The sequence below is a fragment of the Streptomyces sp. NPDC005374 genome, from assembly GCF_042872225.1.
GTDB lineage: Bacteria > Actinomycetota > Actinomycetes > Streptomycetales > Streptomycetaceae > Streptomyces.
In genome coordinates this window covers 189,132-204,711 of sequence record NZ_JBIAKA010000011.1, presented here as the reverse complement: position 1 = coordinate 204,711, position 15,580 = coordinate 189,132, and the positions used below count along the sequence as shown (strand labels likewise).

Annotated in this window: 13 protein-coding genes; 9 read left to right on the top strand and 4 right to left on the bottom strand. The window is 70.5% G+C overall.

Annotated features, from left to right (window positions below; genetic code table 11):
- The first annotated feature begins 246 nt into the window (after window positions 1-246).
- On the top strand, window positions 247-1,020 hold the full coding sequence (locus ACFYRX_RS27945) for an IclR family transcriptional regulator (protein WP_389105161.1): 774 nt from the start codon (window positions 247-249) through the stop codon (window positions 1,018-1,020).
- Complete coding sequence (locus tag ACFYRX_RS27940; protein WP_389105158.1) at window positions 1,017-1,859, top strand: SMP-30/gluconolactonase/LRE family protein; 843 nt, start codon at window positions 1,017-1,019, stop codon at window positions 1,857-1,859. Before ACFYRX_RS27945 ends, ACFYRX_RS27940 begins: the two co-directional genes overlap by 4 nt.
- Before the next feature lie 42 nt (window positions 1,860-1,901).
- Here the strand turns inward: ACFYRX_RS27940 and ACFYRX_RS27935 are convergent, their stop codons facing one another.
- Genes ACFYRX_RS27935 through ACFYRX_RS27925 form a run of 3 tightly spaced genes read right to left on the bottom strand, consistent with a single transcriptional unit; the run spans window position 1,902 to window position 5,117 of the window.
- The gene (locus tag ACFYRX_RS27935; protein ID WP_389105155.1) at window positions 1,902-3,305 is read right to left on the bottom strand and encodes an FAD-dependent oxidoreductase; all 1,404 of its coding nucleotides are present in this window, start codon (window positions 3,303-3,305) and stop codon (window positions 1,902-1,904) included.
- A complete protein-coding gene (locus tag ACFYRX_RS27930; RefSeq protein WP_389105153.1) occupies window positions 3,298-4,530 on the bottom strand; it encodes an MAB_1171c family putative transporter in 1,233 nt (410 codons plus the stop codon). Before ACFYRX_RS27930 ends, ACFYRX_RS27935 begins: the two co-directional genes overlap by 8 nt.
- Complete coding sequence (locus ACFYRX_RS27925) at window positions 4,527-5,117, bottom strand: toxin-antitoxin system, toxin component family protein (protein WP_389105150.1); 591 nt, start codon at window positions 5,115-5,117, stop codon at window positions 4,527-4,529. Before ACFYRX_RS27925 ends, ACFYRX_RS27930 begins: the two co-directional genes overlap by 4 nt.
- 180 nt (window positions 5,118-5,297) lie before the next feature.
- Between ACFYRX_RS27925 and ACFYRX_RS27920 the strand changes: the two genes are divergently transcribed.
- The 5 genes from ACFYRX_RS27920 to ACFYRX_RS27900 all read left to right on the top strand — a co-directional run bounded on the left by ACFYRX_RS27920 (window position 5,298) and on the right by ACFYRX_RS27900 (window position 10,996).
- The gene (locus tag ACFYRX_RS27920) at window positions 5,298-6,647 is read left to right on the top strand and encodes an extracellular solute-binding protein (RefSeq protein WP_389105147.1); all 1,350 of its coding nucleotides are present in this window, start codon (window positions 5,298-5,300) and stop codon (window positions 6,645-6,647) included.
- Window positions 6,644-7,582 carry a carbohydrate ABC transporter permease gene (locus ACFYRX_RS27915; RefSeq protein ID WP_389105144.1) on the top strand — a complete coding sequence of 313 codons (939 nt, stop codon included), beginning with the start codon at window positions 6,644-6,646 and terminating at the stop codon, window positions 7,580-7,582. Before ACFYRX_RS27920 ends, ACFYRX_RS27915 begins: the two co-directional genes overlap by 4 nt.
- On the top strand, window positions 7,579-8,436 hold the full coding sequence (locus tag ACFYRX_RS27910) for a carbohydrate ABC transporter permease (RefSeq protein WP_389105141.1): 858 nt from the start codon (window positions 7,579-7,581) through the stop codon (window positions 8,434-8,436). The genes ACFYRX_RS27915 and ACFYRX_RS27910 overlap by 4 nt, the downstream gene beginning before the upstream one ends.
- Window positions 8,437-8,447: 11 nt before the next feature.
- Complete coding sequence (locus ACFYRX_RS27905; protein WP_389105140.1) at window positions 8,448-9,416, top strand: arabinan endo-1,5-alpha-L-arabinosidase; 969 nt, start codon at window positions 8,448-8,450, stop codon at window positions 9,414-9,416.
- 65 nt (window positions 9,417-9,481) lie between these two features.
- A complete protein-coding gene (locus tag ACFYRX_RS27900; RefSeq protein WP_389105137.1) occupies window positions 9,482-10,996 on the top strand; it encodes an alpha-N-arabinofuranosidase in 1,515 nt (504 codons plus the stop codon).
- Between the two features lie 173 nt (window positions 10,997-11,169).
- On the opposite strand, the gene ACFYRX_RS27895 is transcribed toward ACFYRX_RS27900, so the two are convergent.
- Window positions 11,170-14,166 (bottom strand): beta-galactosidase, encoded by a 2,997-nt coding sequence (locus ACFYRX_RS27895; protein WP_389105134.1) that lies wholly within the window; start codon window positions 14,164-14,166, stop codon window positions 11,170-11,172.
- A 135-nt stretch (window positions 14,167-14,301) separates the two neighbouring features.
- On the opposite strand from ACFYRX_RS27895, the gene ACFYRX_RS27890 reads away from it, so the two are divergent.
- Window positions 14,302-14,760: an RrF2 family transcriptional regulator gene (locus ACFYRX_RS27890; RefSeq protein WP_389105132.1), complete on the top strand. Its 459-nt coding sequence runs from the start codon at window positions 14,302-14,304 to the stop codon at window positions 14,758-14,760.
- Window positions 14,761-14,925: 165 nt separating this feature from the next.
- Window positions 14,926-15,576, top strand: a complete 651-nt coding sequence (locus tag ACFYRX_RS27885; RefSeq protein WP_389105129.1) for a DUF4360 domain-containing protein — start codon at window positions 14,926-14,928, stop codon at window positions 15,574-15,576.
- Window positions 15,577-15,580: the final 4 nt, after the last annotated feature.

The window sequence follows — 15,580 nt, the reverse complement described above, 5'->3', positions numbered from 1 at the left end:
CCCTGGAACCACATCCCCCAGGACACACCACGCAGTGTGATGTGCCGCACACGCACACAGTAGTCCCGGCCCCCCGCCCCCGTACCCTTCCTCCGTGAACGGACTGGATGGGGAGTTCGTGACCCGGCTTGACCTGTCGCCCCATTGCCCGGGGAAACCGCCTGTCGCTAGCCTGTGTTCGTCATGCCGATCGTCTGTTGAAATTTCGAACGCAGACGCCTTAGACATCAAGGGAGGGGGCTGGTTGTGGGACGCCTCGTACCTGCCGTGACCCGGGCTCTCGACATTCTCGAGCTCTTCCTCGAGGGGGACGGGACGCTCTCCGCTCCCGACATAGTGCGCAGGCTCCAGCTGCCACGCACCACCGTGCACGAGCTGGTGACCACACTGGCCGCCCGCTCGTACATCGTCCAGGTTCCCGGCCAGCCGGGACGCTACCGGCTCGGGGTACGGCCGTACCAGCTCGGCAGCAGGTACGCCGAGCAGCTCGACCTCGCCGCCGAGGGCCAGCAGGTCGCCCGGTCCGTCGCCGAGACCTGTGACGAGACCGTGCACGTGGCGATCCTGGAGGGCACCGACGTCATCTACATCGCCAAGGTCGACTCGACGCACGCGGTGCGGATGGTGTCGGCCGCGGGGCGCAGGCTTCCCGCCCACTGCACCTCCGTGGGCAAGATGCTCCTCGCCTCCCTCCCCGCGCCGCAGCTCGCCTCCCGCATCCAGGACGACGTGCCGCTCGTCGGTATGACGCCCAACAGCATCACCGACGTCGGCGCACTGCGCGAGGCCCTGGACGAGATCCGCCGGCGTGGTGTCGCCGTCGAGAACCGTGAGTCCAATCCGGACGTCTCCTGCGTGGCCGCCCCGGTCCGCGACCGCACCGGGCAGGTAGTCGCCGCGCTCTCCGTCTCCGTCCCGATGATCCGCTGGAGCGACGAGCGCCGCGTCGAACTGGAGCAGCTCGCCGTCAAGGGCGCCGCCGAGCTCTCCGAGCGACTCGGCCACCGGAGCCTGGGATGACCTACGAGATCGCGGTGCGGGCCGAGGCCGCCCTCGGCGAGGGCCCCACCTGGGACGCCGCCGGCGGCAGGCTCCTGTGGATCGACATCCTCGGGGCCCGTCTGCACACCTACGACCCCGCCTCCGGCCGTCGCACGGCCCGTACCCTCGACCAGCACATCGGCGCCGTCAAGCCGCGCGCGGCCGGCGGTCTCGTGCTGAACCTGCGGGACGGCGTGGCCCTGCTGGACCCGGACGACACCTTCCGCTGGCTGCACCACGAGCCGGTCCCCGGCCGCCGCGCCAACGACGCCGCCGTCGCCCCCGACGGCTCCCTGTGGGCCGGCACCATGCGCTACGACGAGGCACCGGGCGGCGGCTCCCTGTCCCGGATCGGCGGCGACGGCTCGGTGGACGTCGTCCTCGACGACGTGGCCGTCAGCAACGGCACCGGCTGGAGCCCGGACGGCCGGCTCATGTACTACGTCGACTCGCCCACCCGCCGCGTCGACGTCTTCGACCACGACGACGGCCGCATCGGCAACCGCCGGCCCTTCGCCGGGATCGAGGACGGCGCCGGTTTTCCCGACGGCCTCACCGTCGACGCCGACGGCTGCGTCTGGGTCGCACTGTGGGACGGGGGAGCGGTACGGCGTTACACGCCCGCGGGGGAACTCGACCGGGTGATCACCCTCCCGGCCCCGCGCGTCACCGCCTGCGCGTTCGGCGGCCCCGACCTCACCGACCTGTACATCACGACGGCACGGGTGGGCCTCGCCGCCCCGCACCCCGTGGCGGGCTCGCTGCTGGTGGTGCCGGGGGCGGGCAAGGGGCTGGAGCAGCCGTCCTTCGCGGGCTGACTTCCACCAGCTGACTGCCGCGGGCCGACTACTACAGCCCGACTACTGCAGCCCCGCCTTCTTCAACTCCTCGGCGGTCAGCGGCGGTTCGGTCAGCGAGGGCTTCAACGGACCGACCGCCGCCGCCAGCGCGACCGCCGGCGTCAGCAGCACCTCCGCCCGCCGCTCAAGCGACGTCACGTCGGTCACCCGGCGGGCGATCCGCCCGTTCCCCGTGGCCGTGTACATCAGCCGGGACACGTACGCGGACACCAGCCGGTCGCGCAGCGTGGGCCCGCCCTCCGTCGCCCCGGGGTAGAACACGTCCTGCCCGGTGGCCAGGTCCCACGCCGCCCCGACCGGCCGGGCCACCGCCTTCTGGACCCGCCGGGACAGCCCGGCCGCACCCAGCCCGTGTCTTCGCGTCAGGTCCCGCAGGGCCAGCGCGCTCTGCGCACCCACCGCGAGGCCGTGACCGTAGACCGGGTTGAACGCGGCCAGCGCGTCACCCAGCACCGTGAAGTTCTCCGGCCAGCGGGACATCCGCTCGTAGAAGTACCGCCGGTTGACGGTGGTGCGGGTGAAGGAGACGCCGGACAGCGGCTCCGCACGGGCGATCAGGTCACCGATCAGGGGATGCCGCAGCTCCTCACGGGCGAACCGTACGAAGTCGTCGTCGGCGGCAGAGGGCTCGCCGCCGCGGGTGCCGTTGAGGGTGACGATCCACCGGCCGTTCTCGATCGGCAGCAGGAAACCGGCCCGGCCCGGCCCCGGCTCCCGCGGGTCGGGCTGGACGTTGACGACGGGGAAGCCGCCGCGGGCGGCCTCGGGGGCGAGGTAGAGGCGGCTCGCGTACGCCAGGCCGGAGTCGACCTCCCGGTGCTCCGGCGCGGGCAGCCCGAGCTCCGCCAGCCAGCGGGGCGCTCCGGAAGACCGCCCGGTCGCGTCCACGACCAGGTCCGCCTCCAGGGTCCGTTCGCTGCCGTCGCGTTCCCGCACCCGGACTCCGGTGACGGCCTGCGCGCCGCCGGTCAGCCCCAGCACCTCCGTGCCGCCGAGCAGCTCGATGCGCCCGTCCGCGAGGACCCGTGCCCGGACCGTCGCGTCCAGCAGGTCGCGGCCGGCCAGGATCACGTGGTGGGACTCGGGCCAGCGCCTGAACCAGCCGAACGCCGAGAGGGCGACCATGTCGGTGGTGACGGGTGCCCTGCGCGCCCCCGCGTCCAGGAAGGTCCCGGTGAGGCCGGGCAGCAGCTCCTCCATGGCCCGTACCCCGCCCGACCACAGCATGTGGGCGTGCCGCGCCTGGGGCAGACCTTTGCGGGGCGCGGGCTCCTCGGGCAGTTCGTCCCGCTCGACCACGACGACCCGGTCGGCGAGGCCCGCCAGCGCGGCCGCCGCGAGCATGCCCGTATGGGATCCCCCGAGGACCACGGCGACTCGGGCGGGGGAGGGGCTTTCACTCATGCGTGGACATGCTCTCTGCCGGGACGGCCGCTGCGGCGCGGACCGCCTTGATCTCGTCGGTGTGGTGCAGGGCCTCGGACACGGCCTGGATCTCCTGCAACAGGTAAAGGGTGTCGGTGTCGCCCGTGCCGGCGGCGTCCGGGTCGTTCCGCCTGGTCTCGACGGCGTCCAGGATCGTCACGGCGGCGGCCAGGGCCTGGGCCCTGCCACGCTCGAGACCGAGGCCGAGGGCGGCTTCGTGGGCGCGGACGCGCAACTCCTCGTCGAGGAAGCGCGCCAGCTGGAGGAGGGCGTCCCGGATGAACGTCTCGCGGCGGATCAGCCGCATCTCGGGGGTGGCGCGCAGGGCGAGCGGCTCACGGCCGCCCGCGACGGTCCGCACCAGCCGGGCCAGGGGCCTGAGCGCGCGGTGGCGGCGGCGCATCAGCCAGCGTTCGTGGAGGTACTGGCCGGCGTGCGGGACGATGAAGCCGACCGCGACGAGGGTGGCGGCGATACAGGCGGCCGACGGCGCGATGTTGGTGTTCAGCCAGTCCAGGTCGTGCCCGGTCCAGCGGGCCACGACCGCCGTGAGCTTGGCGACGCTGAACAGCAGGTTCGTCGCGAAGCCCGCCCCGAGGAAGCGCAGCCCCCAGCGCAGCCAGGCGTCGAGGCCGTCGGTGCGGATCCAGTTCCACACGAGCCGCGAGGTGATCAGGCTGGCCACCATGTGTCCGAGCAGGTAGAGGAGGATCATCTCCCGCATGTACGGGGTGGTGGCGTAGTACGTGTCCAGGTCCCGGATCTGCTCCACGGGCACGTCGGCGAGCGCGAACAGGACCCACAGCAGGGCGACCACACCCGCGTACGCGCAGACCACCCAGCGGGTCGCCCGCCGGGTCCGGGCGTTGCGCTCGGTACGGCCGTTGCGCCAGTGCACGACCAGCAGCAGCCAGGACGCGCAGAGCGCGGTGAGCAGCGAGTACACCCAGGGCGCGGCGATGTTGGGGACGCCGGTGACGCGGTTCGTCCAGGCGATCGTGCTGGGGGCCGCGAAGACGAACACCGCGCAGGCGAACAGCAGCAGGCCGGCCACGGCGCGCAGCAGCGGGTCCCGCCACAGCTTGAGGATGCTGGGCAGTTTGATCACCAGGGCGGCGGTGAGGACCAGGCCGGGGAGCCAGAAGGAGACGTACAGGCCGGTGATGGAGGCGGCCGCCACCGGCGCCAGGGGGTGGGGGCTCACCGTGCTCCGCCTCCGCGGTAGCCGAGGGATCTCTGGACGGTGTCGGGCCGGGCCGCGGCGCCCCGCGTCGACACCAGCGGCCGGAGCGCCGCCGCCAGCCGGTGCCCGAAGTCGTCGGCTTCGGCCTCGTCCGTCTCGCGGGAGCCGTTGCGGGCGGCCACGGTCAGGGCGGCGGAGTCCCAGCCGGGACGTTCGGCGAGCGCGGTCGCCGCGACGGTGTGCTGGTGGGCGTGCCTGGCATGCAGATGCCACAACTCATGGCCCAGGATGACCAGTTGCTGCATCTCCTCGGCCCGTTCCTCCACGATGACGAGGTCGAAGTCCTGGAACTCCACCCACAGTCCGGTGACCGCGATCTCGTCGGGGAACCGCTCGAAGCGCAGGTCCAGGGGCCGGCCTCCACGGCGGGCGCTCATCTCCTGGCACAGGGCCCGGCACAGCTCGGGCACGTCGGCCGGGGGGCGGGGTCTCGCCCGGATCGCGGTGGTGAGGTGGGTGACCAGTTCGCGCATGGCCGAGGTCGCACGGGTGCGCCGCAGCGCCGAGGCGATCCGGGCCGCACTTCTGCGCGCGCCCGCGATGTCCATCCCACCCCCAGAGCTCTCCCGCCGCCGTAGGACGGGCTGTTCGAGAGTACGCGCCCCGAACTGTCCCCGTCATGCGATCCGATTTTGCTGTGTACCCCATTGACTAGAAAGCGCTTCCTGCCTACGGTCCCGTTCGAAGTTACGAGCGTAATCCGAGATACCGAACAGATCGGGCAGGGAATGGGACGACCTGACCTCACTCGCAGGCACCTTCTCGCAGCAGCCGGGGGACTGACCGTCGCCGCGAGCTTCGGCTTCGCCGCCCTCGGCACCGGCGCCGACGCGCTCGCCTCCGGCGCGGACACCCGGGTGCGCTACTGGAACCTCTTCAGCGGCGGCGACGGCGCCAACATGATCGCGATGCTGGACGCCTTCCGTAAGGCCAACCCGGACATCGACGTCAAGGACTCCACCCTCCAGTGGGGCAACCCCTTCTACACCAAGCTCGCCATGGCCGCGGCCGGCGACCGCGCACCCGACCTCGGCGTCATGCACATGGGCCGGGTCACCGGGTTCTCGCCCGGCCGCCTCCTGGACCCCTGGGACGTCGACCTGCTCGCCAAGTACGGTGTGCGCGAGCAGGACTTCAACCCCGCGCTGTGGAAGCGCGGCGTCATCGACGGCAAGCTCTACGCCCTCCCGCTCGACATCCACGTCCAGCTCTGCTTCTACCGCAAGGACGTGCTGGGCAAGGCCGGACTGCTCGGCGACGACGGCCGGATGATCCCGGTCACCTCCACCGACGAGTGGTTCGACGTCCTCAAGAAGGCCAAGGCGGTCCAGAAGAAGGGCCTCCAGACGATCGGCCTGTGGACCAACGACCAGAACTTCCAGTGGTGGTTCTTCGTCGCCTTCTACACGCAGCTCGGCGGCAGGTGGTTCGACGACGGCGACACCCAGGTCCTCTTCGACACCGACAAGGCCACCCAGGTCCTGGAGTTCCTCCGCAGACACGTCACCGACGGATACGTCATCCCCGGCGCCCCCACCGGCGAACAGTTCATCAACGGCGCCCCCTTCACCTGGGAGGGCAACTGGTCCGTACCGGTCTTCTCCGGAGCGAAGCTGGACTACGGCGCGACCCCGCTGCCGCCCGTCTTCGGCACGCAGGCCACCCACGCCGAGTCGCACGCCTTCGTCCTGCCCCACCAGGCGAACCGAGGCGGCGCCACCAACGAGGGCGCGCACGAACTCGCCGCCTACGTCGTCCGACACGCCCTCCAGTGGGCGGCCGGCGGTCACATCCCCGCGTACACCCCGACGCTCTCCACGGCCGCCTACAAGAAGCTCACCCCGCAGAACGAGTACGTGAGCGCCATGGACCACCAGGCCACCGAGCCAAAGGTGTGGTTCGCGGGCTCCACCGGCGTCCTCGCCCAGGACCTCGGGCCGGTCGTCGTCTCCTCCACCATGGGCTCCGCCAAGCCGGACAAGGTCGCACAGACGATGAAGAGCCATCTCACCAAGCTCCTCGCCTCGAAGAACCCCATGGACGGCAGGACCGCCGCGCAGGGAGGTGCGGTCGCATGACGACCAGCGCTCAGACCGTGCTCACGGGCACACGCGCCAGGACCGCCACCGCGACGGCGACCGTCCGCCGCAAGCAGGGCTTCCAGCACGGGGGTTGGTTCGTCGCCCCGTTCCTGGGGCTCTTCGTGCTCTTCGTGATCTGGCCGCTGCTGCGCGGGGTCTACCTCAGTTTCACGGACGCCAACATCTCCGGCGACGGCGCGAGTTTCGTCGGCCTCGACAACTACCGCGAGGCACTGGGCGACCAGGCGATGTGGGACGCGCTCGGCCACAGCGCCTATTTCACGCTGCTGGTCGTGCCCTGCATCACGGTCCTCGCCTTCCTGCTGGCGATGCTCGCCCACCACATCGAGCGCGGCAAGTGGCTGTTCCGGCTGTGCTTCTTCGTGCCGTTCCTGCTGCCCTCGACGGTCGCCGCCAACATGTTCCAGTGGCTGTTCACCCAGGGCATCGGCCTGATCAACCAGACCTTCGGCCTGGACACCCCCTGGCTGACCGACAAGTCGTACGCCATGCTCGCCATCGTGATCGAGACCCTGTGGTGGACGGTCGGCTTCAGCTTCCTGCTCTACCTGGCCGCGCTCCAGGGCATCCCCGGCCACCTGTACGAGGCCGCGAAGCTGGACGGCGCCAACGCCTGGCACCGCATGGTCCACATCACGCTGCCGATGCTCCGCAACATCACCGGCCTGGTGATCGCCCTCCAGATCCTCGCCTCACTGCAACTGTTCGACCAGGCCGTCGTGATGATGGACTTCTCGCCGGGACCGGAACTCAGCACCCGCTCCTTCGTCCAGTACACCCTCGAACAGGGCTTCACCAGCTACCGCGTGGGCTACGCCTCCGCCATGTCCATCATCTTCTTCGTGATCATCGCAGTCGTCGCCCTGACGCGGATGTGGCTGCTGCGCACCCGTGAGGAGGGCGCCCGATGAGCGGCACCCAGGTACGGATCAAGCCCCGCAGCCCCTGGACACCGAGCCAGATCGTCCTCACCCTGATCGGCGTCGCCGTCTCCGCCGTCTTCCTGGCGCCGATCGCCGCGGCCCTGTTCACCTCGCTCAAGTCCGAGGCGGAGGCCGCCGAGATCCCCCCGCACTGGCTCCCGAAGGTCTGGACGGTCCAGGCGTGGAAGGCCCTGTGGGACACCGGCAACGTCACCAACTGGTTCGTCAACTCCCTGGTGGTGTCGGTCTGCGTCACCACCGTCGTGCTCGCGGTCAGCGCCCTCGCCGGATACGGCTTCGCCCGCACCGAGTTCCGCGGCAAGAACGCGCTCATGGGTCTCGTCATGTCGGGCCTGATGGTCTCCCCGGCCGTCCTCGGCGTCCCCCTGTTCACCACCGTCCAGCAGATGGGAATGGTCGACACCTACTGGGGCATGATCCTTCCCCAGTGCGCCCCCGCCGCGATGGTCTACATCCTCTACAAGTTCTTCCAGGGCATCCCGCGCGAACTGGAGGAGGCGGCCTTCATCGACGGCGCGGGCCGCTGGCGCGTCTTCTTCACGATCGTCGTCCCGCTCGCGCGGCCGTCCCTGGCGGCGGTCGGCATCTTCACCTTCATCGCCTCCTGGAACAACTTCCTGTGGCCCTACATGGTGACCAACAACCCCGACCTGATGACCATGCCGAACGGCATCGCGACCGTCATGAACTCCTACGGCATCCAGTGGGCCCAGCTCATGGCCGGCGGCCTCATGGCGGGCCTGCCGCTGATCATCGTGTTCGTCTTCTTCCAGCGCCAGATCGTGGCGGGCGTGGCCCACACGGGTCTGGCCGGACAGTAAAGGAAGCCGAGTTGAAGCGCCTGAGATACGCGACCCTCCTGACCGCAGCCCTCATCGCCCTGCTCCCGACCACGGCCCGCGCGGACGCCACCTATCCCGATCCGCTCCCCGTCACCGGTCAGCAGATCATCCACGACCCGACCGTCATCCGCCTCAAGTCCGGGGGCTACGCGGCCTATTCGACCGGCGGGGTGATCGGCGCCCGCCTCTCCAAGGACCTCAGGCACTGGGACGACGCCGGCAACGCCTTCGCCACGCCGCCGAGTTGGTGGTACGAGTACAACGACACCGGCGACCCCTGGGCGCCGGACATCTCCTACCGCGCGGGCCGGTACTGGCTCTACTACGCCGTCTCGTCCTGGGGCACCAACCACTCCGCGATCGGCGTGGCCACGTCCCCGTCCGGCCTCCCCGGCTCCTGGACCGACCACGGCAAGGTCTTCACCTCCGAGACGAGCGACTCCTTCAACGCCATCGACCCGGCGATCGTCCGGGCGGACGGTCGGCTGTGGATGTCGTTCGGCTCGTACTGGACCGGCATCCGCATGGTGGAGCTGGACCCCGTCACGGGCAAGGCCCGCCCCGACGCCACCGTCCACCACCTGGCCACCCGCCCGGACGCGCCGTACGCGGTCGAGGGACCGGCCATCGTCCGGCACGGCCGCTACTACTACCTCTTCGCGTCCTACGACGCCTGTTGTGCGGGAGTGAACTCCACGTACAAGATCAAGGTGGGCAGATCGACGTCCGTGACCGGCCCCTACGTGGACAGCACGGGCAAGCCGCTCCTGGAGGGCGGCGGCGACCTGCTGCTGGCAGGCCACGGCAGGTACGTCGGCACGGGAGGCGAGTCGGTCTTCCGGGACAAGGGTCGCGATGTGCTGGCGTACCACTACTACGACGCAGAGGAATCAGGCACGCCCAAGCTTGGGATCAACCACCTCGGCTGGACAAGAAACGGTTGGCCGATCGTCCTTTAGGGGCGCGGGGAACTGCGCGACAAGCCACGAATCACCTGCAGACGACATTGCACCGAAAGGCACCGATGAGCACCACCGCCCGCTTCACCCTCGACCCCGCTTTCGCTGTCGGCCAAGTGAACTCCCGCCTCTTCGGCAGCTTCGTGGAACACCTCGGCCGCTGCGTCTACACCGGCATCTTCGAACCGGACCACCCCACCGCCGACGCCGAGGGCCTGCGCCAGGACGTCCTGGACCTCGTCCGCGAACTCGGCGTCACCGCCATCCGCTACCCCGGCGGCAACTTCGTCTCCGGGTACAAGTGGGAGGACTCCGTCGGCCCCGCCGAGACCCGCCCCCGCCGCCTCGACCTCGCCTGGCGCTCCACCGAGACCAACCGCTTCGGCCTCTCCGAGTACATCGCCTTCCTGAAGAAGATCGGCCCCCAGGCCGAGCCCATGATGGCCCTCAACCTCGGTACCCGGGGCGTCGCCGAGGCCCTCGAACTCCAGGAGTACGCCAACCACCCCGCCGGCACGGCCCTGTCCGATCTCCGTGCCGAGCACGGCGACAAGGACCCCTTCGGCATCAAGCTCTGGTGCCTGGGCAACGAGATGGACGGCCCCTGGCAGACCGGCCACAAGACGGCGCAGGAGTACGGCCGGGTCGCCGCCGAGACCGCCCGCGCGATGCGCCAGATCGATCCGGGCGTCGAACTCGTCGCCTGCGGTTCCTCCAGCCAGTCCATGCCGACCTTCGCCGCCTGGGAGGCGACGGTCCTGGAGGAGACGTACGACCTCGTCGACCACATCTCCCTGCACGCCTACTACCAGCCCGAGGACGGTGACGTCGACTCGTTCCTGGCCTCCGCCGTCGACATGGAGTCCTTCATCGAGAACGTGGTCGCCACCGCCGACCACATCGGCGCGAAGCTGAAGTCGAAGAAGAAGATCAACCTCTCCTTCGACGAGTGGAACGTCTGGTACATCTCGGAGTGGCACGAGATCGAGAACTCCGGCGCGCGGGACTGGGCGGAGGCCCCGCGTCTCCTGGAGGACAACTACAGCGTCATGGACGCGGTCGTCTTCGGCTCGCTCCTCATCGCGCTGCTGCGGCACGCCGACCGCGTCACCGTCGCCTGCCTCGCCCAGCTCGTCAACGTGATCGCGCCGATCATGACCGAGCCGGGCGGCCCGGCCTGGCGCCAGACGACGTTCTTCCCGTTCGCCCAGGCCTCGCGGTACGGCCGCGGCGAGGTCCTCGACGTGCGGGTCGACTCGCCGACGTACGGGACGAAGAAGTACGGCGAGGCGGACCTCCTGCACGCCACCGCGGTCCGCGCCGAGGACGGCTCGGTCACCGTGTTCGCGGTCAACCGCGGCCGGACCGAGGCACTGCCCCTCGAAGTCGCCCTGAACGGACTGGACTTGACGAACGTCGTCGAGCACAGCGTCCTCGCCGACACCGACCCGGACGCCCGCAACACCCTCGACGCCCCCGACCGGGTCGCCCCGCACGCGGCCGAGGGCACCGCGCTGAAGGACGACACCCTCACCGCCGTACTGGAACCGCTGTCCTGGAACGTGATCCGGCTGGCCTAGGGGCTGTCGTCGCATTCCCGCCTGCCGCGCGACGCCATGCACGCCCTCTCGGCGCACCGGCCACAGACCCACGTACAACCAGTACGAGGGCCTGCGTCCGGCACGCCGAGAGCACGCACCTGACGCCGCGCGGCCCGCCCTCCGGGCGGACGACGGGAATGCGACGACAGCCCCTAGACGGACCCGAGGCCGGGGGAGTCCACCGGTGTCACCGGCACTCCTCCGGCCGAGGCTCCCATGGCCTTGAGCCGTACGTCCTTCGGTCCCGACTCCGTCGTCCCGTCCGACAGCACCGCGAGCGCCAGGGTGTTGGTGCCGCGGGTGCGCAGGATGCCGTTCGGCAGGGCGAAGGTGTGCTGCGGACCCACGTCGTTGACGTACTGGCCCATGTTCCAGCCGTTGAGGAAGATCTGGACGCGGTAGGCGCGCTTCGGGTCGTCGTCGAGGGTGAGGCCGATGGAGGCGTCGATGCCGGCGTCGACGGCGAGCCGGAACGTCGTCCGGTACCAGGTGACTCCCTGGCGCCGGTCCGCGCGGGGGAACTCCGCTGCCTCCCACCCGTCCTCGGCGAAGCCCGGCAGGTGCCAGCCCTTGCGCTCCCCGTACAGCCCGCCGTTGTTGAGCGGCCCGCGCACCGGGTCGGGTGTCGTCTCGCCCTGGATACGCCAACTCGTCTTGGGCGCACCGCCCTTGAAGGTGACCGCCGTCAACCCGCGGGCCACCTTGTGGGAGTCGGCGGACCCGCCGTCCATGTCGTGCGCCATCCGCCGTACGAGGACGGACAGCACCCGGGGTGACTTTACGGAGGCCGACGGCACGTCGAAGGTGGCCTTCGCCGCCCAACTGCCCTTCCGTGCCGTGCGCTTGTCCGGCACCGGCATCCGGTGCGTGCCCAGCGGTTTCCCGTCGAGCCATGCCATCAGCAGCCCCTGCGTGCCCGTGCTGTACGCCAGGGACACCGACTCCAGATCGTCCGCGTCCGTCAGCCGCGCCCGGTACCAGACGTCGCCGTAGTGGAAGCCGTAGTCGTCGGCGAAGAGGACCGGGCCGCCGTCCGGCACCGGGGTGACGCTGAACGAGCTCGTGCGGTCGGCCGTCGTCCAGCCGGAGTCGTCGTAGTCCGGGGCGGCCTCGAAGTTCTCGACGCGCCGCCGCCAGCCGCCCAGCGCGGGCAGCCGTACCTCGCCCACGGCGGGCACCGGGAGCTGCCCGGGGGTGGGCGGCATGTCGGCCCGCAGACTGCCCATGGGGGTGACCGAGGTGCGCAGCGGGCGTCCGTTCCAGGTGATCCGCTCCATGCCCCGCGGCCCCCACACCTCCATGCCGGTCCCCTCGACGGTGTCGCCGGTCAGATGGGCGGTCACGCCGTCCAGGGTGGCCCCGCGGACCAGCGAGGGGCCGTACACCAGCACCGGCCCGGTCGGGGTGTCCAGCGGGAACAGGCGCAGCGCGGTCGCGTCGTCGGCGAAGACCAGCAGCATCGGGGTCTCGCTGCCGCCGCCCTCGAGGCGCACCCGGGCCAGTCCGCCGACGCCCATCGGCGCGGTGATCCTGAGGACGCCGAGGTCGTAGTTCCACGCGGGCTCCGCGTCGCCCCGGGTCACCAGCGGCTCCTCCGGGCACTCGAGGAGCACTTGCGCCATCTCGCCGTGCGGGGCCGTGAACACGGCGACGTCCATCCGCCCGACCTTGAGGTACATCATGGGCTGGGCGGTGGCGAACTTGAGGGTGCGCGCGCCCAACTGCAGGTCGGCGGCGAGCAGTCGGGCGTCATGGGCGGCGACGGTGAACCCCACGTCGATCCCGGCGTCCGGCATCGTCGTCGTGATCGGGGCGTCGGTGTCGTTGCGCACGACGTACACCTGGGAGCCGGTGTCCGGGTTGGTCAGGTGGTACACCTTCAGCCGCTCGTCCTCGGCCCGGACCGCGTCCGCCCGGTCCAGCTTGGCGAAGTCCGGGACGGTCCGCAGGAGATGGCCGAGCTGGTGGGTCGGGGCGAGCTTCGGCGTCTGCCGGCGCGCCTCGTCGATGGCCGCCCCGTAGTCGTACGACGTGTAGACCTGCGGCGCGGGCAGCCAGCCCCAGGAGGTGCCGCCGAACGTCATGTAGACGTTGTGCACGGTGATGCCGTTGGCGAGGTTGGTCAGCTGGAAGCGCCGCTCGTAGGCCGCGTCCCGGGTGTGCCGGGCCTCGGCGTACCCCTTGCCGTCGAAGGTGGCCCCGCCCCACGGGTCGAACCAGCCCCCGCCGAACTCGGGGATGAACCCGGGAGTCCTGGGGCTGGCCGTGGCCCCGCCCTTGAGACCGCCCGCACCGAAGTCCCCCCAGTCCTGGGGCACTTGGGCCGGTTCCGGGTAGCCGTCGAAGCCGTAGAGCCAACCGCGCTCCTGCCCACCGGTGTTGAAGGACCCGGGGGTCCAGTAGCCGTTCCGCCCCTTGTCGTTGTGGAACAGCGGTACGTCGATCCCGTCGGCGCGCACCTTCTTGTACAGGTGGGACATGTAGTCCCGGCCGAGGGACTCGTCGGTGAAGGCGTCGTACTCGTTCTCGATCTGGTAGAGCAGGACCGTGCCGGTGCCCTTGGTGAACAGGTGCCGGGCGGCGATGGCGTTGACCTCGGTCAGCCACTCGTCGGCGTACGACAGATAGGTCGGGTCGGAGGTGCGGGCCCGGCCCGCGGTGGCCGTCAGCCAGCCCGGGAAGCCGCCGCCGTCGACCTCGGCGTTGATGTACGGGCCCGGGCGCAGGATGACGTACAGGCCGGTCTCGGTGGCCGTGCGCAGGAACAGGTCGAGGTCGCGGACGCCCGTGAAGTCGTACTGGCCGGGGCCGGGGGAGTGGTAGTTCCAGGCGACGTACACGCTCACCGCGTTGAAGCCGTGGGCGCGCATCTTCTCCAGGACGTCCCGCCACAGCGACGGGCTCGGCAGCCGGAAGGGGTGCATCTCGCCCGACCACAGCACCAGGCGCCGGCCGTCGACCAGCAGCGAGTACCTGTCGAAGCCGACCTTGTGCCGCAGCCGGTCGGCGGCGGGCGCGCCGGGCGCGGGCCCGGTGGGCACGCTGTGGGAGGCGTACGCCCGGGTGGTCTCGCCACCGCTGCCGCTCAGCGCGAAGCCGAGCGCCGTGGTGCCGGCGAGGGCGCTGAATGTACGTCTGCTCAGCTCCAAGGGAGCGCCTCCTGGTCGTGCCCGTTCCTTGTGTCCGCCCCCGGACCGTACGCCCGGCCGATTCGCCCGTGCTGTGAGTGGTGGGGTCATGGTGATGTGGCCATTGTCTATGCCCGGACGCCGCACAATTGTCGTATGAGGATCTCTGCACGGGCGGACTACGCGGTACGGGCGGTGCTGGAGCTTGCCGTGAGGCAGGACGCGGGGCCGGTGAAGGCCGAGGCCATCGCCGCGGTCCAGGGCATTCCGCACAAGTTCCTGGAGGGGATTCTCGGCGATCTCAGGCGCGGCGGAATCGTCGACAGCAGGCGTGGCGGGGGCGGCGGCTACCGGCTCGCCCGCGAGGCGTCGGCCATCACCGTCGCCGACGTCATCCGGGCCGTCGACGGGCCCATCGTGTCGGTGCGCGGTGAGCGGCCCACCGGCCTGGAGTACACGGGATCCGCGCAGCCGCTGCTCCCGCTGTGGATCGCCCTGCGGGCCAACGTCCGCAAGATCCTGGAGGGTGTCACCGTCGCCGACATCGCGGGCGACGCGCTGCCCGAGCCGGTCCAGCGGCTGGCGGCCGAACCGGCGGCCTGGGAGAACCCGTAGGCCTTGGGTCCCGGGGCGGGGCGTGTGATCCGGCCGGGGTGAATGGCCGGAGTTCGCACTGTCAGGGTCACGACAGGATCCCTACGATTCCAACGCCGCGGTGCTCCACAGAAAACACACAGGTTCTCCACGCTTCAACACTTCAGCGCAGAGGAGAGACCCCCCATGGCAAGCGGACTGCTCCTTGGCGGCGCCATCGCCGCCCTCGTCACCGCGGCGATGCCCGCGCACAACCCGTCCGGCGGGTTCGTCGACCCGCCCCCGGACAAGATCGTCATCGACGTGGCCACGGTGAACGGCTCCGGCTGTCCCGCGGGAACGGCGGCCGTCGCCGTCTCCGAGGACAACACCGCGTTCACGGTCACCTACAGCGACTACCTCGCCCAGGTCGGCGGCAACTCCGACCCCACGGCGTTCCGCAAGAACTGCCAGCTCAACCTGATCGTCCACGTCCCCTCGGGCTTCACCTACGCCATCGCCCAGGCGGACTACCGCGGCTTCGCCGCACTCCAGTCCGGCGCGAGCGCCGTCCAGAGAGCCTCGTACTACTTCCAGGGCTCCTCGCAGACGGCCTTCAAGACCCACAACTTCGCCGGCGTCTACAACGACAACTGGCAGGCGACCGACACCACCGACTGGGCCCAACTGGTCTGGGCCCCCTGCGGAGTTCAGCGCAACTTCAACATCAACACCGAGATCCGCGTCAACGCGGGCACCTCCTCGCCGTCCAAGGTCAGCTTCATGACCATGGACTCGACGGACGGCGACATCAGCACCGTCTACCACATGGCGTGGCAGCCGTGCCCCGCCAAGTGAGCGG

Coding starts and splice junctions, on each gene's coding strand:
- ACFYRX_RS27940 (WP_389105158.1), top strand. CDS start 1,017: ATGACCTACGAGATCGCGGTGCGGGCCGAGGCCGCCCTCGGCGAGGGC.
- ACFYRX_RS27935 (WP_389105155.1), bottom strand. CDS start 3,305: ATGAGTGAAAGCCCCTCCCCCGCCCGAGTCGCCGTGGTCCTCGGGGGA.
- ACFYRX_RS27925 (WP_389105150.1), bottom strand. CDS start 5,117: ATGGACATCGCGGGCGCGCGCAGAAGTGCGGCCCGGATCGCCTCGGCG.
- ACFYRX_RS27920 (WP_389105147.1), top strand. CDS start 5,298: ATGGGACGACCTGACCTCACTCGCAGGCACCTTCTCGCAGCAGCCGGG.
- ACFYRX_RS27915 (WP_389105144.1), top strand. CDS start 6,644: ATGACGACCAGCGCTCAGACCGTGCTCACGGGCACACGCGCCAGGACC.
- ACFYRX_RS27910 (WP_389105141.1), top strand. CDS start 7,579: ATGAGCGGCACCCAGGTACGGATCAAGCCCCGCAGCCCCTGGACACCG.
- ACFYRX_RS27900 (WP_389105137.1), top strand. CDS start 9,482: ATGAGCACCACCGCCCGCTTCACCCTCGACCCCGCTTTCGCTGTCGGC.
- ACFYRX_RS27890 (WP_389105132.1), top strand. CDS start 14,302: ATGAGGATCTCTGCACGGGCGGACTACGCGGTACGGGCGGTGCTGGAG.
- ACFYRX_RS27885 (WP_389105129.1), top strand. CDS start 14,926: ATGGCAAGCGGACTGCTCCTTGGCGGCGCCATCGCCGCCCTCGTCACC.